This is a genomic window from Cupriavidus taiwanensis LMG 19424, from assembly GCF_000069785.1.
Classification (GTDB): domain Bacteria; phylum Pseudomonadota; class Gammaproteobacteria; order Burkholderiales; family Burkholderiaceae; genus Cupriavidus; species Cupriavidus taiwanensis.
This window is the reverse complement of record NC_010528.1, coordinates 2,455,588-2,481,415: the sequence shown is the minus strand read 5'-3', so window position 1 is coordinate 2,481,415 and position 25,828 is coordinate 2,455,588. Positions and strand designations below refer to the sequence as shown.

Sequence of the window (25,828 nt, the reverse complement as noted above, 5' to 3'; positions counted from 1 at the left end):
GCGCCCGGCATCAGCGTGACATGATAACGGCGGATCGCAGCCGGCGCGTGCCGGCTGCCATCAGCGACCGGCGGGACGTTCGAACAGCGTTTCCCACAGGGTATCGACCTTCGCCTTGACCGCGGCGTCCATGGCGATCGAGGTGCCCCATTCGCGCGTGGTCTCGCCGGGCCACTTGTCGGTGGCGTCGATGCCCATCTTGGAGCCCAGACCCGACACCGGCGAGGCGAAGTCCAGGTAGTCGATCGGGGTGTTGTCGACCAGCACCGTGTCGCGACTGGGGTCGACGCGGGTGGTGATGGCCCAGATCACTTCCTTCCAGTCGCGCACGTCGACATCGTCGTCGACCACCACGATGAACTTCGTATACATGAATTGCCGCAGGAAGCTCCACACGCCGAACATCACGCGCTTGGCATGGCCGGCGTACTGCTTCTTCATGCGCACCAGCGCCATGCGGTAGCTGCAGCCCTCGGGCGGCAGGTAGAAGTCGGTGATCTCCGGGAACTGCTTCTGCAGCAGCGGCACGAACACCTCGTTCAGCGCCACGCCCAGCACCGCCGGCTCGTCAGGCGGCTTGCCGGTGTAGGTGGAGTGGTAGATCGGGTCGCGCCGCATGGTGATGCGGTCGATGGTGAAGACCGGGAACCAGTCCTGCTCGTTGTAATAGCCGGTGTGGTCGCCGAACGGGCCTTCCAGCGCGTGCTGGTAGCCGGACGGGTGGTTGGGATCGGGCTGGATATGGCCTTCCAGCACGATCTCGGCCGACGCCGGCACGCTCAGTTCGGACAGCGTAGGCGTCAGGCAGCCCGCCAGCGCGGTGCGGCTGCCGCGCAGCAGGCCGGCGAACTGGTATTCGGACAGCGTATCCGGCACCGGTGTCACCGCGCCCAGGATGGTGGCCGGGTCGGCGCCCAGCGCCACCGCGATCGGGAAGGGCTTGCCGGGGTTGGCCAGCGCATGCTCGCGAAAGTCGAGCGCGCCGCCGCGGTGCGCCAGCCAGCGCATGATGACCTGGTTGCGGCCGATCACCTGCTGGCGGTAGATGCCCAGGTTCTGGCGCTTCTTGTGCGGGCCCTTGGTCACCACCAGGCCCCAGGTGATCAGCGGGGCGGCGTCGCCCGGCCAGCAGGTCTGGATCGGCAGGCGCGCCAGGTCGACGTCGTTGCCTTCCCACACCACTTCCTGGCAGGCCGGGCCGCTAACACGCTTGGGCGCCATGTCCCACACCGACTTGGCCAGCGTGAACAGCTTGCCGGCCTCGCGCAGACCGCGCGGCGGCTCGGGCTCCTTCAGCGCCGACAGCACCCGGCCGATGTCGCGCAGGTCTTCCATCGATTCGGCGCCCATGCCAAATGCGACTCTGCGTGTCGTGCCGAACAGATTGGCCAGCACCGGCACGCTATAGATGTCGCCATGGGGAGCGCCCGCCGGTTGCTCGAAGACGACCGCGGGGCCGCCGGCGCGCAGCAGGCGGTCGCAGATTTCGGTCATTTCCAGGTTGGGCGACACCGGGCGGGCGATGCGCCGCAGCTCGCCGAGCCCTTCGAGCTGGCCGATGAAATCGCGCAAGTCTTTGTATTGCATGGTGAATTCTGTTGTGGTGCGGGATCCCGCACCGGATCCAGGGAGGCGGCAGTCAGGTCGGTGACGATACACATTCCTCGGGGCGGCGGCAAAAAAATCGTCCAGCCGGTACCGCGGAAATTGTAAGTTTTTTGCCCGCCCCGGGGCGGGCCGTAACGCGGCGAGCCAAGGCCACGCCTGCGTTTGCGGGTGTCCGAGTGATGCCGGACCGACGAAAACCCCCTTGTTACAAATAACTGAAAGTAGTTAATTGTCGATTCGTTATTCTTGACGGGGTATAACACCGTTCCTACAATCCGGTCTGCTCCACGGAGTGTTGCGTCGCAACATGGATTTTCCCCCTGTGTCAAGGGGTGCACATCAAAACAACGTGCCAGAAAGTCCCTCCAGCAAGACCGATGGTCAGTGCCCGCGCATGGCGGGATGACCGGTCGCCTCCGGCGACTTGCCGGAGTGTAGAGAGTTAAGTCGTGGCAGGTAGTGCCCCCCCAGGGCGCGACCTGTTTCCAGTTGGGCGCATGGGGAGCGCCCTGCCAACAGGTGCTTGGTCGTCACTGCTGGACGGCGCGGCATCCTTACTTGAGTACGTTGAGATCGGGCGCATGCCGCAGTCAGGGCAGGCGAAGCGGGCAACGGATGGAGGTAAGCATGAGCGGTTGGAAAACCCTTCATCTTCCCGGCATCGGGCGGGCGCTGCAGGTCCGCCTTCGACAGCCGGTACCCGGAGTGAGTCGGGCATTGCAGGTCCGTCTCGCGCATCCGGTCGCGGGCCGCGCGTTGCGCGGTGGCCGCACGACGCTGAAGTACGCCCTGAACAGCCTGGGCGTGGTGGCGGTGGTTTCGGCCGTGTCGCTGTCGGTGAGCCAGGAATGGCGCACCACGCTGGCCGCCTTGCTGGCCGGTGACGAAGCGCCGGCGGTGCTGGTAAGCGCCGCGATGCCGGCAGCGCCTGCGCACGCTGCCACGGCCGCCGACGCTGGCCACGGCGCTGCCGTCTCCAGCGGCGTGCCGCCGAGCACGGCGGACGTCGCGGCGGCCAAGTTCGGCTATGGCGCCGGCAATGGCCGCGGCGGCAAGCTCGGCCTGCCGACCGTGTCCGGCGTCGACGAATGGAGCCTGGCGGCCAATACCAAGGTGCCGTCGGTCGCACATCTGGCCGCGCAGATCCCGGTGACGCGCGTGGCCGCGGACGCCCGCAGCACTGGCGGCACGCTCGGCACCGCGCGCGAGCAGGCCGCCGTGGCGGACTACATCGCCCGCAAGTACCGCGTGGCGGCACAGGCCACCGCGCAGCTGGTCAAGGCGGCCTACCTGACCGGGCGCGAGGTCGGCATCGATCCGCTGCTGATCCTGGGCGTGATCGCGATCGAGTCCAGCTTCAACCCGTACGCCGAAAGCGGCGTGGGTGCGCAGGGCCTGATGCAGGTCATGACCAAGGTCCACCAGGACAAGTACGAAGCCGTCGGCGGCGTGTCCGCGGCCCTGAACCCGTACGCCAACATCAAGATCGGCGCGCTGGTGCTCAAGGACTGCATCGCCCGCGCCGGCTCGCTCGAGGGCGGCCTGAAGTACTACGTCGGCGCCACCACGGCCACCGACGGCGGCTACGGCGCCAAGGTGCTGGCCGAGCGCGCCCGCCTGCGCCAGCTGATCGGCGTGCGCAGCGCGCCCGCCAACGCCGACAAGCCGGCCGCCGAGGACAAGGCGCCGGTCGAGCACGCGCCCACCGAGAAGCTGGAAGCCAACAACGGGCCGCACAACGCCTGAGCCTGGCCCCGGCATCGCCCAGAAGAAAAGCACCCCGCGGGGTGCTTTTTTGTTGGCCTGCCGCCGCAGCGGCCAGGTACGGTCAGCGGAACAGCTTGTCCAGCCGCGCCATCGCCTCTTCGATATTCTCGCGCGAGGTGGCGTACGAGATCCGGATGTAGTCGCGGGCCGTATGCGGGCCGAAGTCCTGCCCAGGCACCATCACCACGCCCGCATCGTGCAGCATCGCCTGCGTCAGGCGGTCGGCGTCGCCCGCGGCCGGGTGGTTGACGCCCCGGCAGTCCGCATACACATAGAAGGCGCCGTCGGGGCGCACCGGCACGCGCAGCCCCAGCGACTCCAGCGCCGGCACGATCAGGTCGCGGCGGCGGCGAAATTCGGCCTTGCGCTCGTCGTAGACGGCCAGCGCCTCGGGCGTGAAGCACGCCAGCGCGGCGTACTGCGCCACCGCCGACGCGCAGATGAACAGGTTCTGCGCGACCTTCTCGAAGGCCTCGACCAGCGCCTCGGGCACCACCAGCCAGCCCAGGCGCCAGCCGGTCATATTGAAGTACTTCGAGAAGCTGTTCACCGTGACCACGTTCGGGTCCAGGCTCAGCGCCGATACCGGCGGAGCGTCGTAGGACAGGCCCTGGTAGATCTCGTCCAGGATGGCAAAGCCGTTGCGCGCGCGCACCGCCTGCAGGATCCGGGCAAGTTCGTCGGGCAGGATCGAGGTGCCGGTGGGGTTGGACGGCGAGGCCAGCAGCACGCCCCGGGTCTGCTCGCCCCAGTGGGCCTCGACCTGCGCGGCGGTCAGCTGGAAGCGCTCGGCCGGGCCGCTCGGGATCATTCGGGCGACGCCGTCGAAGGCGGCGACGAAGTGGCGGTTGCACGGGTAGCTGGGGTCGGGCATCAGCACCTCGGCGCCGATCTCGACCAGCACCGCGCACGCCAGCAGCAGCGCGCCCGAGGCGCCCGCGGTGACGATCACGCGCCGGGCCGGGATATCCAGGCCGTAGGCGGTCTGGTAATAGCCCGCGATGGCCTCGCGCAGCGGGTGGATGCCGAGCGCGCCGGTGTACTGCGTGACGCCGCGGCGCATGGCGGCTTCGGCGGCGCGCACCACCGGCTCGGCGGCGGTGAAATCCGGCTCGCCGATGCCCATGTGCACGATATGGCGGCCGGCGCGCTCCAGCGCGGCGGCCTGCTTGGCCAGCTCCATCACATGGAAGGCGTCGATGTTGGCGAGTCGGGAGGCGGTGGCCAGGTGCTGCAAGTCCATGGTGTTCCGGGTGGGCAGGCGCCCGTTCAGCAAAAGGGTCGGTGGGAAATGAAAACACCCGCCGCGGCGGGTGTCGTCTTCATCGCCGCCGGCGCCAGGGCCAGCGCGACGGCACGGCGCAGCCGCGAAGGCGCTTCTTCAGCGGCGCGCAGCCACTTCGGCGGCGCGCACCTGGGCCGCAAGCTTGTCCAGCACGCCGTTGACGTACTTGTAGCCCTCGACGCCGCCGAAGGTCTTGGTCAGCTCGACGGCTTCATTGATGACGACCTTGTACGGGATGTCGAGGCAGTGCACCAGTTCATAGCTGCCGACCAGCAGGGCGGCGCGCTCGACCGGCGACAACTCGTCCACGGAACGGTCCAGGAACGGCTCGAACGCGGCGGTCAGGCGCGCCTCTTCGCGCACTGCGCCGTTGAGCAGCGCGTCGAAGTGCTCGCGGTCGGCCTTGTTGAAGCCCTGGGCGTCGTGCAGGTGGGCCTGGATTGCGCCGATGTCGTTGCGGTTCAGCAGCCACTGGTACAGGCCCTGCAGGGCCAGCTCGCGCGAGCGGCGGCGCGCGCTCTTGGGCGGCGCCTTGGCTTCGGTGCGGGCCGCGCCGGACTTGCCGCCGGCGCCCTTGCCGGCGTCTTGGTCCGGCGTGTTCGAGGTATCACTCATCGTCGTCCTCGTCTTCGTCTTCCTGGCCGCGCAGCGAATCGAGCGCCGCCACCAGGTTGGCCATCTCCACCGCGGCGCGCGCGCAGTCGCGGCCCTTTTCGCGGGTGCGGGCATGGGCCTGCTCGTCGGTGTCGACGGTCAGGATGCCGTTGGCGATCGGCACGTTGAAGTCCAGGCCGACGCGGGTGATGCCGGCGCCCGACTCGTTCGACACCAGCTCGAAGTGATAGGTCTCGCCGCGTACCACGGCGCCCAGTGCCACCAGCGCGTCGAACTGGCCGCTCTCGCACATCTTCTGCAGCGCCAGCGGGACTTCCAGCGCGCCGGGGACAGTCACCACCAGGGTGTCTTCGCCCTCGACGCCGAGCTGTTCCAGCTCGGCCACGCAGGCCTCGAGCAGTTCGGCGCAGACCGGCTCGTTGAAGCGCGCCTGGACGATGCCGATGCGCAGGCCTTCACCGTCGAGGTTGCTGGGGTAGAAGCCGTGATCCATTGTTCAGTTCTCCAGTTTTCGGGAGGGCCGCGGCGGCAGGGCCGCGGCCCGGGTATTCGGGGGTGGCTCAGTGCTGGGACCGGCTCAGTCGGCCTGGCCGCTCATCGGCTGGTAGCCGGTCACTTCCAGGTCGAAGCCGGTCATGCTGGGCATGCGCTGCTTGGCGGCCAGCACGCGCATCTTGCCGACGCCGACATCTTTCAGGATCTGCGCGCCCATGCCATAGGTGCGCAGGTCGGGCTTGCGGCGCGGCCGCGACTGCGGCGCATCGAGCGCGCTGAACTGCGTGAACAGCTGCTCGACGGTGTCGCCGCAGTTCAGCAGCACGATCACGCCGTTGTCGGCCTCGGCGATGGCCTGCATCGCCGCCGGGATGCTCCACGAGTGCGTCGTGCATTTCACTTCCAGCAGGTCCAGCACCGAGAACGGCTCGTGCACGCGCACCAGCGTTTCCTGTTCCGGCGTGGGCTTGCCCTTGACCAGCGCCAGGTGGGCCTGGCCGGTCGGCTTGTCGCGGTAGGCGATGCTGTGGAAGGTGCCGTAAGGGGTTTGCATGGCGCGCTCGCCGACGCGCTCGATAATGCTCTCGGTGCGGCTGCGGTAGTGGATCAGGTCGGCGATGGTGCCGATCTTCAGATCATGCTCGCGCGCGAACTCGATCAGGTCCGGCAGGCGCGCCATGGTGCCGTCGTCCTTCATGATCTCGCAGATCACGGCCGCCGGCGTCAGCCCGGCCAGCGCACCCAGGTCGCAGCCGGCCTCGGTATGGCCGGCGCGGATCAGCACGCCGCCTGGCTGCGCCGTCAGCGGGAAGATATGGCCCGGCTGGACCAGGTCGGCCGGCTTGGCGTCGCGGGCGACGGCGGCCTGCACGGTGCGGGCGCGGTCGGCGGCGGAAATGCCGGTGGTCACGCCCTCGGCGGCCTCGATCGATACGGTGAAATTGGTGCCGTGCTGGGTGCCGTTTCGGCTCACCATCGGATGCAGGTTCAGCTGGCGGCAGCGCTCGGCGGTCAGCGTCAGGCAGATCAGGCCGCGGCCATGCTTGGCCATGAAGTTGATCGCCTCCGGTGTGACGAAATCGGCAGCCAGGACCAGATCGCCCTCATTTTCGCGGTCTTCCTCGTCGACAAGAATAACCATGCGGCCGGCGCGAATGTCGGCAATGATGTCTTCGGTACGGGCGATTGTCATGGCGTGCAGAACGGCAGGTTGGGGCGGAAATCAGGCGAAATCGGGCGAAAAAACCGGCGAATAGCTGTGGCAGGAACCATGGCCGCGGTGAAAGCGGCCGGACTGAGGCGGGGCGTCGGGCCGGGCCGGCCGGCCCTATACGCCCGGCAGGTTGCCCAGTCAAGCCGGGTATTGTACGCCAAGGGAGCCCACGCGGGAGGCGCGGGCCACGGAAAGTGCCGCCCTTCCGAGGCCGGGCGGGCGGGGTACGGGTATTGGCGCTGGCCCGGTGTGGCCGTGCTTATGCGGGGGCCTGCGCGGCCGACAGCATCCGTTCCACGTACCGCGCGATCAGGTCGATCTCGAGGTTCACGCGCGCGCCCGGCTTGAGCTCCTGCAGCGTGGTCACTTCGACGGTGTGCGGGATCAGGTTGATCGAGAACACGCAGCCATCGGCTTCGTCGGCGACGCGGTTGACCGTCAGCGACACGCCGTTGACCACCACCGAGCCCTTGTACGCCAGGTAGCGCGCCAGTTCGCGAGGCGCGCGGATGCGCAGCTCGTGCGATTCGCCCACCGGCGCGAAATGCACCACTTCGCCCAGGCCGTCGACATGCCCCGACACCAGGTGGCCGCCCAGCCGGTCGGCCAGGCGCAGCGCCTTTTCCAGGTTGACGCGGCCGGCACGGTCCAGCCCCACGGTCTTGTCGAGCGATTCGCGCGAGACCTCGACCTCGAACGCGTCGGGCGCCATGGCGATCACGGTCATGCAGGCGCCCTGGATGGCGATGCTGTCACCGATGATGACGTCCGACAGGTCCAGCCCGCCCGCGGCGATGCGCAGGCGCACGCCGGCGTCGGCGGCGGCGCCGAGCGGGGTAACGGATTCAATGCGGCCGACCGCCGCGACGATGCCAGTAAACATGGTGGAGTCTTGTGCTTGGGGTTTTCGGAATCTTTGGGATGCGTTGCCGCGGCCTGTGGCGCTACGCGTCGTTGCGCCGGGCGATCAGGCGCAGGTCGTCGCCGATCTGCCGGACTTCATGCCAGCGGAACTGTTCGGCATCCTGCAGCCGCGCCAGCGGCGGCAGGTTGAACATGCCCTGGGCGTCGCCGAGCAGCTTGGGCGCGAGGTAGATCAGCAGTTCATCGGCGCAATGCTCGCGCACCAGCGAGCCGTTGAGCTTGAAGCCCGCCTCGACGTGCAATTCGTTGATGCCGCGGCGGCCGAGTTCTTCCAGCATGCGGCGCAATTCGACCTTGCCGTGCGGGTTGGGCAGCACCACGACTTCGGCGCCGCGGGCTTCCAGCGCGCGCTGGCGTTGCCGGTCTTCGACCGCGCAGAACACCAGCACGGGCCTGGCGAACTCGCCGCTGTCCGGGGTCAGGATGCGCGCGTCGAGCGGCACTTCGAGCCGCGAATCGACCAGCACCCGCTGCGGCTGGCGCGGCGTGGCGAAGGCCCGCACCGTCAGCGCCGGATTGTCGTCGCGCACGGTGCCGATGCCGGTCAGGATGGCGCAGGCGCGGGCGCGCCAGGCGTGCCCGTCGTCGCGGGCGGCCTGGCCGGTGATCCACTGGCTGGTGCCGTCATGCAGCGCGGTGCCGCCATCCATCGACGCGGCCACCTTGACACGCACCCACGGCAGCCCGCGCGTCATGCGCGAGACGAAGCCGATATTCAGGTCGCGCGCCTCTTTTTCCAGCAGGCCGCAGCGCACGTCGATGCCGGCATCGCGCAGGCGCTGCAGGCCGCGCCCGGATACCGACGGATTGGGGTCTTCCATCGCCGCCACCACGCGCGCCACGCCGGCGCGCACCAGCGCATCGGCGCAGGGCGGGGTACGGCCGAAATGGCTGCACGGCTCCAGCGTGACATAGGCGGTGGCGCCGGCCGGGTCGAGCCCGCGCGACAGCGCATCTTTCATCGCCTGGATTTCGGCATGGTCCTGGCCGGCAGGCTGGGTGAAGCCTTGTCCGATCACCTGGCCATCCTTGATGAGCACGCAGCCGACGCGAGGGTTGGGCGTGGTGTTGAACATGCCCCGCGCGGCGAGCGCGAGTGCCTGTTGCATGGCGGCGTGGTCGGTATCGGAAAACATTCGGCGATCGGGTGGGCCTTGGCGCTGCGATTGGGGTGACAGGGCGGCCGGGTCAGGGCGGCTCGGAGGACTCCGTCGCTTCGCAGTCAGCGTCGCGGCCGGGTGTGCAGAGTCGGATACGTCCCTGCGCGCCCAGCCTGACTTGCCGCTGCGCGCCACGGCAGCCAAGCGTGAAGGTGGCGGCCTGAAAACCGCCCTGCTCAGATCGAGAGTATCCCACAGGCAGGAATTTCAGCACATTGGCGCCCCGCGCGGCTTGCCGCAGCGTCACGGACAGGCACGGCATGCCCGGCTCGACCACCGACAGCACCTCCGGCCGCTCCGCGCCTGCGCCAGCCGTTACCAGTTGCCAGCCGGGACTCAGCGTGGCTTCGCCCGGCAGCGGCTGCAGCGTCACCTCGATGCGGCGTGACAGCGCGCTGGCGCGCGCCAGCGCGAGCGACATCGCCAGCCGGTCGGCCGCCAGCATGACCTGCTGGCGCGCGAGCATGCCGCTGAACACCGGGTAGGCCGCTGCCGAGAACAGGCCGAGCATGACCAAGCCCACGACCAGTTCGACCAGCGTCAGGCCATACGGCGGCGCGCCATCCGGGCGGCGATGCCTGCCGGCATTCGACGGCATGTCCATCATGGCCTCAGCAATGGGGCGGCAACGGCTGCGGCACCGTGCCATCGGGTTGTGCCAGCCACTGGCCGGTGCTGCGCAGGATCAGCGTTCCGCATTCGGGATCGGCGGCTTGCGGCGCCGCACGGAGTTCGACGCAGGTTTCCAGCGTGGCTTGCGGGCAGGCGCCGGCACTCACCAGATGGCGCACCGTGCCGCTGGCTGGCACGCGCAGGGGCCAGTCGCCCGCAACCAGGTCAGACCCGGGCGCGACGGCAAAGGTTGTGGCCTCTAGCGCGTGCCGCTCCAGTTGCAGCATCGCGCCGCTCAGCGCGGCGCGGGCTTGCGCGCGCCAGCCTCGCGCCAGATGGCGGTGCCACGCGGGCACGGCGATGGCCGCGAGGATGGCCAGCACGGCCAGTGCGGCGACCAGCTCGATCAGGCTGAAGCCATGCATGCGCCGGCAAGCCGGTGCCAGGGTCATCATGGTGGATCCTCCCTTGCCGGGCCGACGATCTCGCGCCAGCGCAGGCGCCCGGTGCGGCGCGTGGCCAGCGTCTGCGCGACACGCGTGACGGTGTTGCCCGTGGCCGACCATACCGAGAGCGAGAACGCCTGGTGCCCGGTGCCGCCGGCTGGTGCCGGCGTGCCGGGCAATTCAGCGAGCGTCGCGAACACGCTGGCGTCCGGCGGCAGCAACTGGCCGGTTGCCACGGGCAGGCGCTCGCCGGTGCTGAGCCGGGCGATGGATTCCCCGGTTGCGGCCAGCACTAGGTAGCTGCGCTGCGCGCCGTCGGGCGTGCGTGTCACGAACAGCAGGTAACCCGGGAATACCGGCTGGAGCTCGACCACCTGTTCGCCGGCATGGGGCAGGGTCAGGCGCCAGCCGGCATCCTGCGCACCGCCCGCGGTCGCGCGCAGGATATGGCCGTGGCCGGCGACCTCGGTCGCGACCTGCCGCAGCGGGCGCGATGTGGCGCTGCGTGTGGGGCTGCGTGTGGCAAGGTCATCGGGCACCGCTGCCAGTTCGTTGCCGGCGCCGTAGATCACCACGGGCGCGGCCGGCGATCCGAGCAACACGGGGGCTTCTTCCCGGGCCGTTTGCGCGGACACCTGCATCCGGTGCACGCATGCCGCGGCAGGGGCGGCCCCGGCCTGCGGCGTGTCGGCGAGCGGCAAGCGCCAGAGCTGGCCGGCATCGTCGGTGGCGTAGGCAACGAGCGCGGCCCCGGTGACATCGGCTAGCACGCTGACCGCCACGAGCTGACTGGCCGCAGGGGCGCCCAGGCAATCGCGCTCAGGCAACGGCAAGGTGCGGATGGCGTACTGGCCCGCCCAGGCGGCGCCGGCGGGCTTGTCCAGTGGCAGCAAGGCAAGTCCGGCGCGGGCAGCGCCTGCCGCGCCATTGGCACCTGCATCGAGGATCACGACGGCGAACCAGCGCAAGCCGTCCGGACCATGGATACCCGCGGCGCGTACCGGCCCGCGCGCGGCCAGTGGCAGGGCGTCGTTCGCGGGTACCTCCCAGATCGGCAAGAACGGCATCTGCCCGTCGGGATCGGTGACGTCAAGCACGAATGCCGCCGCGGGGTTGCCGGCCCCGGCATCGGCCGGGATGCCGCACAGCAAGACCGTGCGCCATTCGCCGCGGATGGTGACGTCCTGCGTGTCCGGACGCGGGCATGGCGGCGGCACCGTCGGGGCAGCCGGGACCGGCATGACGAGGGCATAGGGCAGCAGCGCGCCCGGCAGGTAGGCGGCGCGCTCCTCGCCGGTCGCGGCATCGAATGCGTGCAGCAGGCCGTCGCGGGTACCCAGCCAGGCCACGTGCGGGCGCAGGCTGTAGCGCAGCCGAAAGCCCGCGTGGCCTGGCTTGCCGGGCGACCATGCGGGCGGAGCCACCACCCGCACGCGCGCGCCGGCCGCGCTGCCCAGGCGCGTATCGCGCGGCCGCCGGCCGGCCTGCGTGCGGTCACCGCGCAGCCAGTCCACCGCGGCGCGGTCTCCAATGCGCAAGGCTTCGGTGGCAGCATCCCACTGCAGCGGCATGGCTCGCGCCGTCTCGCCAGCCGCTGCCGCATAGGTGAATATCCGCCGCGATGGCAGCGTCCGGCGGTCCAGGCGATCGCCGGCCTCCCACAAGTCTGGTGACGGTGCCTGGGCCAGGTCCTGCCAGCCGATGTCAAACAGGCGCCCGGTCCATGGATACGCGCCTGGCGTGGTTCGGTAGGCCAGCGGCAGGCGGCCCGCTTCGGACCCGGCGGCATGGCACGCCGAAGCCAGGATACAGGCAAGGCAGAAGAGCGCGCAGCGCGCGGCGAGGCGCATCATGGCTGGATCACGCTTTGCAACACGGCGCGTATGCCGTGGGTGCGGCCGAAGCCGATGGCGGTTACCCGGAACCGCGGCGCCGGAGCCGTGGCGACAGCGGGGTCCGGCACGCCGTAGCCGGCCGGCGCTTCGTCCAGGATCTCCGCGACATAGCGCGGCGGTTGTGGCGTGGCGGCGGCATCGGCCGGCGACGCCTGCAGGGTAGCGCCGGTAAAGCGCCCCAGTGGCACGCCGATGGCGCCGAGGTCCGCATCGACGCGCAGCCATGGTTGCCACACCGGCGGACCGCCCGCGGCGGGCCGGCAGATCCCGGCCTGCCGGCCGCTGCCGCAGCGGCCCGGCTCCGGCCACAGGGCCAGGCGGTCCTGGGCGTCCGGCGACGCCGCGGCGGCGAGCAGGTCGGCCTCGCCATCGCGCAGGGCGGCTTCGGCGGCGCGGAAGGCCAGTTCACGTTCGCGCTGCATGACGGCAAGCTGCCGGCCGGACAGCAGCATGTGCAGCGTGGCGGCCGCGATCAGCACCACCATCAGCAGCAGGGTGCCGCACAGCAGCAGCGTGACGGCGCCGGTGTGGCGCGAGCGTGCCGGGCAGCGCGCTAGCACAGCGTCTCCTCGCAACGGGGCGCATTGCGCAGCCGTACCGTGGCGGCGAACACGCGGCGCGCCGTGCCGGCCGGCGCCGACGCAGCGGGCGGCAGGTCTGCCGCTGCGGTGCCGGGCAGCGCAGGCGTGTCGGTGCCGCTGACCCGGACCAGCGTGGCCGAGCCCGGCCGGTCGCCCCGCACCGCGATGGCGATCTGGACCGCCACCACGCGTTGCCAGGCGGCTTCGCCCAGCGGCGGCATGGCCGAGGCCGTCTCGAAGCGCTCGGGACGGCCGTCCTGGTCCATATCCAGCCCATAGCGCAATTGCAGCGATTCCACGCCGCGCAGCAGCGCGCCCGAGGTCCAGCCGCTGCCGTCGACGACGCCGTTGCGGCGGGCAGGATACCGGCACAGCAGTTGCGGCACGCCATCGGCGCCAGCCGCCACATACAGCAGGTTCTCCGCGGCGTAGCCGGCGGTGGCGGCGGCGCCCGCCACGCGCGCCGCGAGCGGATAGCCGCTGCAATCGGTCATGGTTTCGTCCGGCTGCGCCGGCGCGGCGGGCCGGCCGCTGCCGCTGAAGCGGACCAGCAGCGCATCGCTTTGGCCGACGGCGGCCCTTGCGCAAGCGGGCACGGCCGCCACGGCGGGTTGCCCGCAGTTGTCCGCGCCGCTGACCGCGGGCAGGGCGGTGCCGGCCATCTCGGACACAGGCTCGCCCGGCCATCCGGACTGGCGCAGCAGCATGGAAAGAATGGCCAGTGCGCGCTGCCCGCGTTCCTCGATCACCACGCGGTCGGTGGTGGCGAGGTAGGCTGCGTGCGTGGCCAGGAAGGCGGCGCCGGCAGCGGCCACGGCGATCAGGCCCAGCGCCATGCCGACCATCAGTTCGACCAGCGAGAAGCCACGCGGAAGGATCCGCCGGCTGCGCGCATCGATGCGCCTGCTCATGGGTGCGCCCATGTTGCCCCGGCCGGCAGGCAGCCGCCGGCGTCAGCCATCGGCACGATGGCGGCGACCGCAATGGCCAGCGGCGCCGCGCAGCGGCCCAGTTCGGCATCGTCGGCCGCGCTGCGCGTGGCCTGTGCCAGGCGTTCCAGCTGGCGCAGCCAGCCCACGCCGGTGGTGCCGGCGAGCGCCATCGGCAGCAGTCCGGCAACGACGATCGACAAGGCGCCAAGCGCTTCGATCAGGGCGTGGGCGCGCTGGAGCCTGGGTTGCGGCGTGGAGTTGGGTGGCGTTCGGCGCCGGTTTGCTGGTGAGGGCATGGCACGGGCTGTGAAGGCGATGGACCAAGGTTAGCCATCCGTCCCCGCGGCGAACGTGCCGAAACGTAAAGCGGGCCCATCCGCACCATTGTGTTAAGCGCCGGCATGCCAAAGCCAAGCGCCACGCTTGCGCCGGACAGTTGCGGCGGACCAACGACTGGCCGGCTGTCCGCCGGTCCCCACCGCGATGCAATTGACAGGAATTATCAAATTCCCCACTATCGCGGGTGTTGCAAAGTCGTAACGATTACGCTATTCGCGGCATCCCGTTGCCAGGCCTTCCAGGCGGCAGCGAGGCACAGAACAAGAATTTCGGGTGCGGGCTGGCCATTCCGCCGTCAGAGCGGAGTGCCTTGCCCGGATAACAAGCCATTCATCGGGGGTCAACATGCATCGGGTCATCCTGGCAGTTCCTTGTCCATTGGCGGCGGCACCTCTGCCCGCGCGCTGACATGCCGGCGACGGTTCGCCTTCGCGACACCGCGCCTCCCCGCCTTCACCTCGATGTGGCCATGCCCGGCCCGGGCATGCCTGTGCGCGTCGTTTGCCGCGGCATTCGCGGCAACCTGCGTCGCTGCCGCGGGCTGACGCTGGTCGAGCTGATGGCGGTGGTGGTCATGGTGGCGATCCTGGCCGCGATCGGCACGCCTTCGTTCGTCTCGCTGCTGCGCACCAGCCGGGTGGACAGCGAAATCCAGTCGATGGTCGGCACCTTGCAGCTCGCGCGCAGCGAGGCCGTCAAGCGCGGCTTGCCGGTCAGCGTGTGCCCGTCCGGCAATGGCACGGCGTGCCTGGGCACCGGCAACTGGGCACGCGGCTGGATCGCGTTCGTCGACCGCAATGGGTCGGGCACGGTCGACGCTGCGCCGCCGGCCGACGAGGTGCTGCACTACCGCGCCGGCTGGTCCGCCACCGACACCTTCACCACGCCCGCCGGCGCGGCCTTCCTGACCTACAACCGCGATGGCTTTGCCGTGCTGCCCGGCGGCGCCCTCACCATGACGCTGCGCACCAGCCCGGTGGCCGCCGATGCCACGCGCTGCATCGCCATCAACATCGCTGGCCGGCAGACCATCCAGCGCGCCGGGGAGGGCGCATGCCTGTGACTGTACGGAGCCGCAGCCTGCGCCGGCGCCGCATGGCGCGCGGACTTTCGCTGATCGAGGTACTGATCACGCTGGTGATCACCTCGGTGGGCCTGCTCGGCCTGGCCAAGATGCAGGCGGCGTCGCTGGCCAATACGCAGATCGCGCGCGGGCGTTCGCTGGTGGCGCTGCAACTGGAAAGCCTGGCCGCGGCGATGCACGGCAACCGCGGCTTCTGGGCGGCCGGCACGGCGCCGCAGACGTTCACGTTGTCCGGCGCGACGGTCACGGACAGCACCGGGGCGCTCAGCGCCCAGGCTCCGGACTGCGCCAGCGCGGCCTGCACGCCGATCCAGATGGCGGCCTACGACGTGCAGCACTGGGCCGCGGAGATGGCGGCGCACTTTCCCACCTACGCAGCCACGGTCAACTGCAGCAACGACATCACGCGCCCGATCCGCTGCAGCCTCACCGCCACCTGGAGCGAGCACTACCTGGCCTACAACCAGACCACCGCGGCGCAGACCTCGGCCATGGCGGCCACGCAAAGCCTGACACTGCACGTCCAGCCATGAGCGTCCTCCTTCGAATCCCGCGCCGCAGGTACCGATGCATGCAGGCCGGTGTCTCGCTGGTCGAGGTGCTGGTGGCCATGGTGATCGCGCTGTTCATGCTGGCGGCGCTGATGACGGTGTTCCTCAACCTGCGCGGCACCGTGCGCGACCAGGAGCGGCTGGCCGCGCTCCAGGACAGCGAGCGCCTGGTGATGACGATGCTGGCCAACACGGTGCAGTCGGCCGGGTACTTTCCCGATCCGTTGAACCAGGTCGCGGCGGACGCGCTGCCGGCGCTGGCGGGCAATGCCTTCGGTGATTTCGTCGCGGGGCAGGCCATCGTCGGCCAGTCCGGCGCCGACGGGGCCAGCGATACGCTGACGGCGCGCTTTGTCACCGCCAGTGGCGACGGCATCATGAACTGCCAGGGCGCGGCCAATACCTCGGGCGCCAGTGCCGCCTACCTCAACACCTTTGCGGTCAATGCCGCCAACGAGCTGACCTGCGCGGTCAATGGCGGCGCGCCGGTGCCGCTGGCCGGCGGCATCACCGCGCTGCGGGTGCGCTACGGCACCGACACCGGCAACGGCGGCAACGTCGACACCTACCTGAGCGCCAGCGCAGTCACCGCCGGCGCGCTGTGGAGCCAGGTGCGCAGCGCGCGCGTGACGCTGACCTTTGCCAATCCCTTTGCCGGTCAGCCCGGGCAGCCGGCGACGCTCGGCTGGACCCAGACCATCAGCCTGATGAACCGACCATGACAAGCGCCCAGCCCGCCCGTTTCCGCGTCGGCTCAGGCGCCGCGCCGCGCGGCTATGTCCTGATCATCGGCCTGCTGTTCCTGCTGATCCTGTCGCTGCTGTCGGTGACGATGTTCCGCGGCTTCGGCCTGCAGGAGAAGATCGCCGGCAACACCCGCGAGAAGCAGCGCGCGTTCGAGGCCGCGCAGGGCGCGCTGCAGTACGGCGAGTGGTGGCTGGGGCAGGGCAACGGCTCCGCCGGCGCCGCCTGCAACACCGTGATCGACGCCAACGACCCGGCCAACCTGCAGGTCTGCGCGAACGCGCTGGCAGACCCGGCCAACCTGCCGTGGACGCCGGCGCGGGCGGATTATCTGCCGCCGTCGATGCGCCTTGCGACGGCCGGCAGCCCCGGCGGCCTGAACGGCACCGACATCAACTATGCGCGCGCGCCCAGCCTCTACATCCACTATCTGGGCCTGTCGCCGGATGGCCTGTCGATGCTGTTCCGCGTGACCGGCGCCGGCTACGGCGGCAGCGACGGCACTGCCGCGGTGGTGCAGAGCACCTACCAGCTTGGCGCCGGCACCAAGGACCTCGGGAAAGAGTGATGAGCCAACCTCCACGCCTCGCTGGCATTCCCGCCGTCGTGAGCGCCGCCGTCAGCGCCCTCGTCAACGCGGTCCTGGCGGGCCAGGCGCATGCGCTGGTGATCCAGGACAACCTCAACGGCGCTGCGTCCTCTTACGACTGGGTGGCGCTGAATGGCGCGTGCCTGACCGCAGGCAACGGCACCGGCTCGATTCCGGGCTGCGCCACATCCAGCTTCACCTACTACCGGGACCGCAATTCGAAGCTGGTGGGGGGCGCCAGCGGCACCGTGCCGGATGCCGCGGGCTACGGCGCGCTGCGGCTTACCAACGGCGACACGGCCGAGGGCGCGAACGGCGACAACCAGACCGGCGCGGTGGTGTCCCGCTTCACCTTCGGCATGCAGGAAGGGCTGCAGGTCACGTTCTCCACCGTCACCTACGGCGGCGACAACCTGCGCGGCACCGGCGCCGACGGCATCAGCTTCTACCTGGCCGACGGCAGCAAGAGCCCGACCGTGGGCGGGCTGGGCGGCAGCCTTGGCTACAGCTGCTCGAACGTCAATGGCGCTTACGACGGCGTGGCGGGGGGCTATATCGGCATCGGCATCGACGAGTTCGGCAACTTCTCGAACAAGGCCGACAACACCGACTCGGGCCCGGCCTTCCAGGCCAACCGCATCAGCGTGCGCGGCTCGGGCGATACCAACTGGGCCGGCCTGCGCGCCGCCTATCCGGCCTATTACCCCGACAGCCTGAGCGCCAGCAAGCGCGCGCAGGCGGTGCAGAACACCTGCGCGCGCGGCTATGTGCAGGACTGGAGCAGCGGCAAGGACGGCGGCGATGTCAAGGGACGGCGGCTGGCCTACAACTACCGCATGCTCGGCATCAGCGACCTGCCCGACAAGATCGCCAACCAGCAGGCGGTGTCGAAGCCGACGCGGGCCAGGGGCATTCCCATCGTCTATTCGCTCAAGCTGACCCAGAACGGGCTGCTGAGCATGTCCTACAGCTACAACGGCGGCGCGGCCACGCCGGTGATCACCGACCAGGACATCACGCAGGCCAACGGGCCGGTGCCGGCGTCGCTGCGCTTCGGCTTTGCCGCGGGGACCGGCAGCGGCAGCAACGTGCACGAGATCACCTGCTTCAAGGCCGAGCCGGTGGGCCAGTCGAGCAGTTCGGCCGGCACCAACGTGCAGCAGTCGGCGCGGGTCGAGGCCGGCTCGCAGGTGTACCTGGCCTACTACCATCCGACCAACTGGTGGGGCGAGCTGAGCGCGCAGAACCTGCTCTACGATCCGGTCACCGACTCGGTGTCGATTGCCACCGTGGCCAACTGGAACGCGCACTGCACGCTGACCGGCGGCCACTGCGCGGCGACCGGCACCCCGGTGGTTGCGCAGGCGCCGGACAGCCGGAAGATCCTGACCTGGAGCGGCAGCGCCGGCATCCCGCTGCGCTGGGACACCAACCTGCCCGCCGCGCTGAAGGCCAGGTTGACCGCGGGCGATGCCACGCCGGGCGGCGACCGCCTCGACTACCTGCGCGGGGACCGCAGCAAGGAGCTGACCGCGGCCGGCGCAGGGCTGTTCCGCAAGCGCACCGGCGTGCTGGGCGACATCATCGATTCCAGCCCGGCCTGGGTCGGCGCGCCGTCATCGCCGTACAGCGGGCCGTGGACCGATGCCTTGTACAAGCGCGCCAGTCCGGCCGAGCCCGCCGGCAGCTATGACGCCTTCCGGCAAGCCAGGGCGCAGCGGCTCAATGTGGTCTATGTCGGCGCCAACGACGGGCTGCTGCACGGCTTCCGCTCCGGCTACTACAACGCGGCGGGCGCCTTCGTCGGCAACGACGCCAACAAGCCCAACGACGGCCGCGAGGTGCTGGCCTACATGCCCGGCGCGGTAATCGACACCATCCATTCGACCAATGCGGCGCTCGCCTACAGTTCGCCGCAATACGTGCACAACCTGTTTGTCGATGCCACGCCAGGCACCGGCGACCTGTACTACGACGGTGCCTGGCATACCTGGCTGGTCGGCGGCCTGGGGCCGGGCGCGAACCGCGGCGGGCCGCTCGCCAGCAAGACCGCGATCGCGACCGGCGGCGCGCTCTACGCGCTCGACGTGACCGATCCGGAGCGTTTCGGCGATACCCCGGCGGCGGCCAGCGCCACGGTGATCGGCGAGTGGAACAACACGCTGCAGTGCACCGGCGACAGCGCTTGCGGCGACAACCTCGGCAGCACCTACGGCACGCCCGTGATCCGCCGCCTGCACAACGGCCAGTGGGCGGTGCTGTTCGGCAACGGGCTTAACAGCAAGAGCGGCTCCGCCGGCCTGTTCATCATGCTGGTCGACCCGGCCGACGGCTCGCGCAGCTTCCGCTATCTCGGCACCGGCTACGGCCCGCAGCAGGACCCGGCCGGCGCCGGCAGCCGCAACGGCATTGCCTATGTCACCCCGGCCGACCTCGACGGCGACCACATTACCGACTACGTCTACGCCGGCGACGTGTTCGGCAACCTGTGGCGCTTCGATCTGACCTCGGACAATCCGGACCACTGGCGCGCCAGCAGCAGCCCGTTGATGCAGACCGGCGGCAAGCCGATCACCACCAGGGTGGCGGTGGGCTCGGTGCCCGGCACAGGAACCGGCGCCGCGGCGATGCCGCGCGTGGTGGTGGCGTTCGGCACGGGGCGCCGGCTGGAGCAGACGCAGGGCAGCGAAGCGGTGTTCGAGCCGGGCGGGCAGGGGCTGTATGGCGTGTGGGACTGGGACATGGCGGCATGGAACGCAGTGGCCGGCGCGCAGGCGCGCTACGCGTCGCTGGCCAGCGCCACGCAGCCGCTGTCCGGCGCCAATCTGACGCAGCAATCGATAACCGCCGAAGGGCGCGCGGCCGGCAGCACGGTGACGGTGCGCACGGTCAGCGCCAACAAGGTGTGCTGGCAAGGCTCGACCGCCTGCGCCAGCGGCAACAACAAATATGGCTGGCAGCTGCCGCTGCCGGCGGCGACGCGCGAGCAGGTGATCTACAACCCCGTGATCGCCTACGGCATGGTGATCGTGAACACCACCATCCCGCCCGGTTCGGCGCTGTCGCAGGCGCTGTCGTGCAATGCCGAGGTGCCGTCGGGCTTCACCATGGGCGTGTCGATGGGCTCGGGCGGCGCGGCCGCGCAGTCGTTCTTCAGCAGCACCAACAGCAGCACCTTCCCGCTGCTGAACAACGGCATTGTCAGCGGCATCGGCCTGAGCGGCACCGGCACGCCGTCGGTGGTGACCGCGAAGAAGCGGCCCTACCTGGTGCAGCAGACCGTGGGCGGCAGCGGCGCCATCACGCAGATCAACCCCGGCGCCAATGGCGCCGGCGCCCGCCTCAACTGGATACGCCTGCGCTGACCACCATGAACCAGACTGCCTTCCCATCGCCGCGCCGCGCCGCCGCGGGCTTCACGCTGATCGAACTGATGATCGCGGTGGCGATCGCCGCGATCCTGGCCGCGATCGCCTATCCGTCCTACACGGAGCATGTGCGCAAGTCGCGCCGCACCGACGCCAGGACCGCTTTGCTCGATCTCGCGGCGCGCCAGGAGCGGCTGTTCAGCACGCAGAACGTCTATGGCGGCACGCCTGCCGCGCTGGGCTATGCCGGCGCGGCTTTCCCGGTGCAGATCCAGTCGGGCGCGCAGGCGTACTACCAGCTGACGGTTGTGGCGGGCAATCCGGCCACCAGCTATACCGCGACGGCAACGCCCGTCGGCGCGCAGGCGGGGGACGACTGCGGCAGCTATACCCTTAACCACCTGGGGCTGCAGGGGAACACCGGGATGCGCGCCGGCGTGGCGTCGGCGCAGTGCTGGTAGCGGAAAACGCGGACGTCAGCGCTTGCCGCTGCCGGCGGTGACTTCCGCCAGCACGTCCGAGAATTCGGACACGTCTTCAAAGCTGCGGTACACCGAGGCAAAGCGGATATAGGCGATCTTGTCGAGCTTGCGCAGCTCGCGCATCACCAGCTCGCCGACCTGGCTGCTGGGGATTTCCTTTTCGCCCAGGGCCAGCAGCTTTTCCTCGATCCGGGTGATGGCTTCGTCGATGGCTTCGGCCGAGACCGGGCGCTTGCGCAACGCCAGCCGCATCGAATCCTTCAGCTTGGCACGGGCGTAGTCCACGCGCGAGCCGTTTTTCTTGACGATGGCGGGGAAGAACAGCTCGATCCGCTCATAGGTGGTGAAGCGGCGGTCGCAGGCCTCGCAGCGGCGGCGCCGGCGCACGGCATCGCCGTCTTCCGACATGCGCGTGTCGAGAACCTGGGTATTGGAATGACCGCAAAAGGGGCATTTCATGCCGGACCACCTTCAGTTGAACCCCATCGCCTTGTCCGTGTTGTCGTTCTGCGGCGGCAGGGCGGGTTGGCGAGGCCCGCGGTCCGCCCCGTGGGGGTGGACCGCGGAGCTGCCGGCCGCCCATGCGTGCGCGCGGGCGGCCTGGTACCGTCAGCCGTAGACCGGGAAACGCTTGGTCAGGGCCGACACCTGCTCGCGCACCGCGGCGATGTTGGCGGCGTCGTGCGGGTTGTCCAGCACGTCGGCGATCAGGTTGCCGACGATGCGGGCTTCTTCTTCCTTGAAGCCGCGCGTGGTCATGGCCGGCGAGCCGACGCGGATGCCCGAGGTGACGAACGGCTTTTCCGGGTCGTTCGGAATCGCGTTCTTGTTCACGGTCAGGTGCGCCTCGCCCAGGATGCGCTCGGCTTCCTTGCCGGTGATGTTCTTGGCGCGCAGGTCGACCAGCATCACGTGGCTCTCGGTGCGGCCCGAGACGATGCGCAGGCCGCGCGCGATCAGGGTCTCGGCCAGCACCGCGGCGTTCTTCACCACCTGCTGCTGGTAGGCCTTGAATTCCGGCGTCAGCGCTTCCTTGAACGCCACCGCCTTGCCGGCGATTACGTGCATCAGCGGGCCGCCCTGGATGCCGGGGAAGATCGACGAGTTGATCGCCTTCTCGTGCTCGGCCTTCATCAGGATCACGCCGCCGCGCGGGCCGCGCAGGCTCTTGTGGGTGGTGGTGGTGACGAAGTCGGCGTGCGGAACCGGGTTCGGGTAGACGCCCGCGGCGATCAGGCCGGCGTAGTGGGCCATGTCGACCATGAAATAGGCGCCGATCGACTTGGCCACCTTGCCGATGCGCTCGAAGTCGATGCGCAGCGCGAAGGCCGAGGCACCGGCGATGATCAGCTTGGGCTTCTTCTCTTGCGCCAGCTTTTCCAGCGCGTCGTAGTCGATGTCTTCCTGGGCGTTCAGGCCGTAGCTGACCACGTTGAACCACTTGCCGCTCATGTTCAGCGCCATGCCGTGGGTCAGGTGGCCGCCTTCGGCCAGGCTCATGCCCATGATGGTGTCGCCCGGCTTGAGCACGGCGAAGTACACGCCCTGGTTGGCCTGCGAGCCCGAGTTGGGCTGCACGTTGGCGGCCTCGGCGCCGAACAGCTGCTTGACGCGATCAATGGCCAGCTGCTCGACGATGTCGACGTACTCGCAACCGCCGTAGTAGCGCTTGCCGGGATAGCCCTCGGCATACTTGTTGGTCAGCTGCGAACCCTGCGCGGCCATCACCGCGGGCGAGGTGTAGTTCTCGGAGGCGATCAGCTCGATGTGGTCTTCCTGGCGCTGGTTTTCCTGCTGGATGGCGGCAAAGACCTCGGGGTCGATCTGGTCGATCGTAAAACGGCTGCGTTCGAACATGGCGAAACTCGTCTGAAAAAAGGGAATCCGATTCAGGCATCGGGGGTAGGGCGCGCGGGGAAGGCTAGCGGCGACCGGCACCGGCGGCGGTTTGGCCGTCGGCGCAGGGCGCACCCTGCTTCCCATTCGCTGCCCAGGCGAGCGGCAGGCATGACTCGCGTCAACGCCATGGCGTTGGAAACTTCACGCCAGAGAACTTGCGCTTCCTCGTGGTAGTGCCCACTGACTTCGCCAGTCGCGCAAGATGGAATGGTTGCGCGCAGTGTAGCGCGAGGCGGCCGCCCGCCGCAAGCCATGGACCCGCCAGCCAAGGGCTGGCAAGGGCTGGCGAGGCCCTGGCCAGCAACTTGCTGTTGCAAAGTCGTCCTGCGGGTTTACACGAAACGGGTATCGCTCTCCGTTACAATCGCGGCCATGACAAACTTTGTCTGGACCCTGCGGGTGTACTGGGAAGACACCGATGCAGGCGGCGTAGTCTTCTACGCCAACTACCTCAAGTTCTTCGAGCGCGCCCGCACTGAGTGGCTGCGCTCGCTCGGCATCGAACAGCAGGCGCTCGCCGACCAGGCGGGCGTGGTCTTCATCGTCCGCAGTACGGCGGTGGACTACAATGCGCCCGCCCGGCTGGACGACCAGCTTGAGATCCGCACGCGCATCGACCGGGTCGGCCCGGCTTCGGTGCAGTTCACCCAGGAAGCCTGGCGTGGCGAGCTGATGCTCGCGACCGGCGCGATCCGCGTTGGCTGCGTCGATAAAAGCACTTTTCGCCCCGCCCCGATCCCCGACCCCGTTCTAGCCACCATCAAGTCAGCACGATGAATCCCGTGACCGTCACGCAAGACATGTCGATCGTAACGCTGGTGCTCCACGCCAGCGTGCTGGCACAGGCCGTCATGGCGCTGTTGCTCGTCATGTCGCTGTTTTCGTGGACCTATATCTTCCGCAAGCACCTGGCGGTGCGTTCGGCGCGCACCCAGACCGAAGGCTTCGAGCGCGACTTCTGGGCCGGCGGCGATCTGCAGGCCCTCTATAACAGCGCCGTCAACAACCGCCACAACACCGGTGCGCTGGAACGGATCTTCGAATCCGGCATGGGCGAGTTCCTGAAAGCGCGCGAGCGCGGCAACGAGGCCGGCGCGCTGCTCGACGCCGCGCGCCGTGCCATGCGTGCGGCCTACCAGCGCGAGATGGACGTGCTCGAATCGCATTTGCCGTTCCTGGCTTCGGTCGGCTCGGTGAGCCCGTATATCGGCCTGTTCGGCACGGTGTGGGGGATCATGAACGCCTTCCGCGGGCTGTCGAACGTGCAGCAGGCGACGCTTGCCTCGGTGGCGCCCGGCATTGCCGAAGCGCTGGTGGCCACCGCGATCGGCCTGTTCGCGGCCATCCCCGCGGTGATCGCCTACAACCGCTATGCGACCGAAATCGATCGGCTGGCGATCCGGTTCGAGAGCTTCATGGAAGAGTTCCTGAACATCCTGCAGCGGCAGACCCGCTAACCGTATTCCCTATCTACGGTCCGGGCCTGACCCCGGGCCGGCGTTTCCAGGAGTCCTGCAATGGCAGCCATTCAGCGCCGCGGCGGCTCGCGCCGCCGGGCCAGCGCCGAGATCAACGTCGTGCCGTATATCGACGTCATGCTCGTGCTGCTGGTCATCTTCATGGTGGCCGCGCCGATCGTCAGCCCCGCCACCGTCGACCTGCCCACCGTGGCCAATGCCACGCCCCAGCAGAAGGCGCCCCCGATCGTCGTCACCGTGCATGAAGACGGCCAGCTCACCGCGCGCGGCAAGGACAACGCCGGCAACGCCTTCGAGCGCAAGCTCGACAAGCAGGGCCTGCTGGACTTCGTTCACCAGCGCCAGAACGAGAACCCCGACCAGCCGGTGGTGATCGCAGCCGACCGCGCGGTCAAGTACGAAGCGGTGCTGGACGTGATGTCCATCCTGAAGGCCGACGGCGTCAAGCGCGTGGGCCTGATGGTCAAGTCCAAGACTTCCTGACGCATTGAAGCGCCTATCCGATTGCCGTTGCGCCTGATGACGACCGCCGCCGCCTATCCCTACCAGCCGGTCAAGGAGCGGGGAACCCTGCGTTCCTTCCTGCTCGCGCTGCTCATGCATCTGCTGCTGGCTGTCGTGCTGTACTACGGCGTGAGCTGGCAGAGCAGCACCCCGGTCGGGGCCGAGGCCGAATTGTGGGAGGAAATTCCCGCCGCCACCGCGCCCCCGCCGCCGCGGCCGCAGCCACAGCCACAGCCCGAACCCGAGCCGGTGGTGCAGCCGCGTCCGGCGCCGCCGCCGCCCCAGGTAAAGAGCAAGGTCGAGGACGACGCCGACATCGCGCTGGAACAGAAGAAGCGCCGCGCCGAGGCGGCCGCGCGCGAAGAAGCCGAGCGCAAGGAAGCGGCCCGCAAGGAGGCCGAGCGCAAGGAAGAAGCACGCAAGGAAGAAGCACGCAAGGAAGAGGCGCGCAAGGAAGCGCTGCGCAAGGAGGCCGACCGCAAGGAAGCCGAGCGGCGCGAGGCCGAGCGCAAGGAAGCGCAGCGCAAGGAAGACGCGAAGAAGAAGGCCGCGCAGCAGGAGCAGGATCGCAAGGAACAGGCCGAGCGCGAGCGCAAGGAAGCCGCCGAGGCCAAGGCAAAAGCCCAGGCGGATGCCAAGGCCAAGGCCCAGGCGGACGCCAAGGCGAAGGCCCAGGCCGACGCCAAGGCCAAGGCGGATGCCGAGGCCAAGGCCAACCGCGAGGCCGCCGCCAATGCCCAGCGCAAGAGCGAACTGGCGCGCCTGCAGGCGCTGGCCGGCGGCTCGGGCGCCGGCGGTGGCGGGGTCGGCAACGCGGCGGGCGCCGGTGCCGGCGGTGGCGGCAAGGCGTCGCCAGGCTATGCCGACCGCGTGCGCCGCCGCGTCAAGCCGAACATCGTCTTTACCGAGGACGTGCCGGGCAACCCGACCGCGGTGGTCTCGGTGCAGCTGGCGCCGGACGGTTCGCTGCTGTCGGCGCGGCTGTCCAAGTCCAGCGGCAACTCCGGCTGGGACAATGCCGTGCTGCGCGCGGTCGAGCGTTCCGATCCGCTGCCGCGCGACGAGAACGGCAAGGCGCCGGCCAGCTTCACCATTACCTTCCGGCCGAAGGACTGAGTGACCGGCACGGCATGATTTGCAACATAATGCAACCTTCATCGCCGGGTTCCGGTCCCAGCGCTAGCATGACAGGTTGCCTGACGCAGCCGACGGTGCGGTATGCACGCAGACGGGGCATGCGCCACGCGCTGCAATGCC

The 25,828-nt window shown here is 69.5% G+C and carries 26 protein-coding genes and 1 riboswitch; of the genes, 11 read left to right on the top strand and 15 right to left on the bottom strand.

Going from position 1 to position 25,828, the window contains the following annotated elements; genetic code table 11:
• Positions 1 to 60 precede the first annotated feature (60 nt).
• The gene (gene ubiD, locus RALTA_RS11380) at positions 61 to 1,587 is read right to left on the bottom strand and encodes a 4-hydroxy-3-polyprenylbenzoate decarboxylase (protein ID WP_012353580.1); all 1,527 of its coding nucleotides are present in this window, start codon (positions 1,585 to 1,587) and stop codon (positions 61 to 63) included.
• A 648-nt stretch (positions 1,588 to 2,235) separates the two neighbouring features.
• Between ubiD and RALTA_RS11375 the strand changes: the two genes are divergently transcribed.
• A complete protein-coding gene (locus tag RALTA_RS11375; protein ID WP_012353579.1) occupies positions 2,236 to 3,354 on the top strand; it encodes a lytic transglycosylase domain-containing protein in 1,119 nt (372 codons plus the stop codon).
• A gap of 82 nt (positions 3,355 to 3,436) precedes the next feature.
• Here the strand turns inward: RALTA_RS11375 and RALTA_RS11370 are convergent, their stop codons facing one another.
• The 12 genes from RALTA_RS11370 to RALTA_RS11315 all read right to left on the bottom strand — a co-directional run bounded on the left by RALTA_RS11370 (position 3,437) and on the right by RALTA_RS11315 (position 13,829).
• Complete coding sequence (locus RALTA_RS11370; protein ID WP_012353578.1) at positions 3,437 to 4,618, bottom strand: pyridoxal phosphate-dependent aminotransferase; 1,182 nt, start codon at positions 4,616 to 4,618, stop codon at positions 3,437 to 3,439.
• Between the two features lie 138 nt (positions 4,619 to 4,756).
• Positions 4,757 to 5,275 carry a transcription antitermination factor NusB gene (gene nusB, locus RALTA_RS11365; RefSeq protein ID WP_012353577.1) on the bottom strand — a complete coding sequence of 173 codons (519 nt, stop codon included), beginning with the start codon at positions 5,273 to 5,275 and terminating at the stop codon, positions 4,757 to 4,759.
• Positions 5,268 to 5,768 (bottom strand): 6,7-dimethyl-8-ribityllumazine synthase, encoded by a 501-nt coding sequence (gene ribH / locus RALTA_RS11360; RefSeq protein WP_012353576.1) that lies wholly within the window; start codon positions 5,766 to 5,768, stop codon positions 5,268 to 5,270. Before ribH ends, nusB begins: the two co-directional genes overlap by 8 nt.
• Before the next feature lie 84 nt (positions 5,769 to 5,852).
• On the bottom strand, positions 5,853 to 6,962 hold the full coding sequence (gene ribBA, locus RALTA_RS11355; RefSeq protein WP_012353575.1) for a bifunctional 3,4-dihydroxy-2-butanone-4-phosphate synthase/GTP cyclohydrolase II: 1,110 nt from the start codon (positions 6,960 to 6,962) through the stop codon (positions 5,853 to 5,855).
• A gap of 280 nt (positions 6,963 to 7,242) precedes the next feature.
• Positions 7,243 to 7,866 (bottom strand): riboflavin synthase, encoded by a 624-nt coding sequence (locus RALTA_RS11350; RefSeq protein WP_012353574.1) that lies wholly within the window; start codon positions 7,864 to 7,866, stop codon positions 7,243 to 7,245.
• 61 nt (positions 7,867 to 7,927) lie between these two features.
• Positions 7,928 to 9,043: a bifunctional diaminohydroxyphosphoribosylaminopyrimidine deaminase/5-amino-6-(5-phosphoribosylamino)uracil reductase RibD gene (gene ribD, locus RALTA_RS11345; protein WP_012353573.1), complete on the bottom strand. Its 1,116-nt coding sequence runs from the start codon at positions 9,041 to 9,043 to the stop codon at positions 7,928 to 7,930.
• A gap of 52 nt (positions 9,044 to 9,095) precedes the next feature.
• Entirely contained in the window at positions 9,096 to 9,665 is a 570-nt protein-coding gene (locus RALTA_RS11340; RefSeq protein WP_012353572.1) for a GspH/FimT family pseudopilin, read from the bottom strand.
• A gap of 13 nt (positions 9,666 to 9,678) precedes the next feature.
• Complete coding sequence (locus RALTA_RS11335; RefSeq protein ID WP_012353571.1) at positions 9,679 to 10,131, bottom strand: type IV pilin protein; 453 nt, start codon at positions 10,129 to 10,131, stop codon at positions 9,679 to 9,681.
• Complete coding sequence (locus tag RALTA_RS11330) at positions 10,131 to 11,978, bottom strand: pilus assembly protein (protein ID WP_242405232.1); 1,848 nt, start codon at positions 11,976 to 11,978, stop codon at positions 10,131 to 10,133. Before RALTA_RS11330 ends, RALTA_RS11335 begins: the two co-directional genes overlap by 1 nt.
• Positions 11,975 to 12,580, bottom strand: a complete 606-nt coding sequence (locus RALTA_RS11325) for a pilus assembly PilX family protein (RefSeq protein ID WP_041232179.1) — start codon at positions 12,578 to 12,580, stop codon at positions 11,975 to 11,977. Before RALTA_RS11325 ends, RALTA_RS11330 begins: the two co-directional genes overlap by 4 nt.
• Entirely contained in the window at positions 12,574 to 13,512 is a 939-nt protein-coding gene (locus tag RALTA_RS11320) for a PilW family protein (protein WP_012353568.1), read from the bottom strand. The genes RALTA_RS11325 and RALTA_RS11320 overlap by 7 nt, the downstream gene beginning before the upstream one ends.
• A complete protein-coding gene (locus RALTA_RS11315; RefSeq protein WP_012353567.1) occupies positions 13,509 to 13,829 on the bottom strand; it encodes a hypothetical protein in 321 nt (106 codons plus the stop codon). The genes RALTA_RS11320 and RALTA_RS11315 overlap by 4 nt, the downstream gene beginning before the upstream one ends.
• 527 nt (positions 13,830 to 14,356) lie before the next feature.
• On the opposite strand from RALTA_RS11315, the gene RALTA_RS11310 reads away from it, so the two are divergent.
• Genes RALTA_RS11310 through RALTA_RS11285 form a run of 6 tightly spaced genes read left to right on the top strand, consistent with a single transcriptional unit; the run spans position 14,357 to position 20,669 of the window.
• Positions 14,357 to 14,935, top strand: coding sequence for a GspH/FimT family pseudopilin (locus RALTA_RS11310; protein ID WP_242405231.1), 579 nt, complete (start codon positions 14,357 to 14,359; stop codon positions 14,933 to 14,935).
• Entirely contained in the window at positions 14,926 to 15,489 is a 564-nt protein-coding gene (gene pilV / locus RALTA_RS11305; protein ID WP_167330447.1) for a type IV pilus modification protein PilV, read from the top strand. Before RALTA_RS11310 ends, pilV begins: the two co-directional genes overlap by 10 nt.
• Before the next feature lie 38 nt (positions 15,490 to 15,527).
• Positions 15,528 to 16,229, top strand: coding sequence for a PilW family protein (locus RALTA_RS11300; RefSeq protein WP_232347994.1), 702 nt, complete (start codon positions 15,528 to 15,530; stop codon positions 16,227 to 16,229).
• Positions 16,226 to 16,819: a pilus assembly PilX family protein gene (locus RALTA_RS11295; protein ID WP_012353562.1), complete on the top strand. Its 594-nt coding sequence runs from the start codon at positions 16,226 to 16,228 to the stop codon at positions 16,817 to 16,819. Before RALTA_RS11300 ends, RALTA_RS11295 begins: the two co-directional genes overlap by 4 nt.
• Entirely contained in the window at positions 16,819 to 20,205 is a 3,387-nt protein-coding gene (locus RALTA_RS11290) for a pilus assembly protein (protein WP_081479475.1), read from the top strand. Before RALTA_RS11295 ends, RALTA_RS11290 begins: the two co-directional genes overlap by 1 nt.
• A 5-nt stretch (positions 20,206 to 20,210) precedes the next feature.
• Complete coding sequence (locus RALTA_RS11285; RefSeq protein ID WP_012353560.1) at positions 20,211 to 20,669, top strand: type IV pilin protein; 459 nt, start codon at positions 20,211 to 20,213, stop codon at positions 20,667 to 20,669.
• Between the two features lie 15 nt (positions 20,670 to 20,684).
• Here RALTA_RS11285 and nrdR read toward each other — a convergent pair whose 3' ends face one another.
• Positions 20,685 to 21,149: a transcriptional regulator NrdR gene (gene nrdR, locus RALTA_RS11280; RefSeq protein ID WP_012353559.1), complete on the bottom strand. Its 465-nt coding sequence runs from the start codon at positions 21,147 to 21,149 to the stop codon at positions 20,685 to 20,687.
• Positions 21,150 to 21,299: 150 nt separating this feature from the next.
• Positions 21,300 to 22,547, bottom strand: a complete 1,248-nt coding sequence (gene glyA / locus RALTA_RS11275; protein WP_012353558.1) for a serine hydroxymethyltransferase — start codon at positions 22,545 to 22,547, stop codon at positions 21,300 to 21,302.
• Positions 22,548 to 22,671: 124 nt separating this feature from the next.
• Positions 22,672 to 22,796: riboswitch (ZMP/ZTP riboswitch) on the bottom strand.
• Positions 22,797 to 22,961: 165 nt separating this feature from the next.
• Here glyA and ybgC point away from each other — a divergent pair.
• The 4 genes from ybgC to tolA are packed head-to-tail and all read left to right on the top strand — an operon-like array spanning position 22,962 to position 25,687.
• Positions 22,962 to 23,366, top strand: a complete 405-nt coding sequence (gene ybgC, locus RALTA_RS11270; protein WP_012353557.1) for a tol-pal system-associated acyl-CoA thioesterase — start codon at positions 22,962 to 22,964, stop codon at positions 23,364 to 23,366.
• Positions 23,363 to 24,046: a protein TolQ gene (gene tolQ / locus RALTA_RS11265; RefSeq protein ID WP_012353556.1), complete on the top strand. Its 684-nt coding sequence runs from the start codon at positions 23,363 to 23,365 to the stop codon at positions 24,044 to 24,046. The genes ybgC and tolQ overlap by 4 nt, the downstream gene beginning before the upstream one ends.
• A 60-nt stretch (positions 24,047 to 24,106) precedes the next feature.
• A complete protein-coding gene (tolR, locus tag RALTA_RS11260; protein ID WP_012353555.1) occupies positions 24,107 to 24,550 on the top strand; it encodes a protein TolR in 444 nt (147 codons plus the stop codon).
• 36 nt (positions 24,551 to 24,586) lie between these two features.
• Positions 24,587 to 25,687 (top strand): cell envelope integrity protein TolA, encoded by a 1,101-nt coding sequence (gene tolA, locus RALTA_RS11255; RefSeq protein WP_050976483.1) that lies wholly within the window; start codon positions 24,587 to 24,589, stop codon positions 25,685 to 25,687.
• Positions 25,688 to 25,828: the final 141 nt, after the last annotated feature.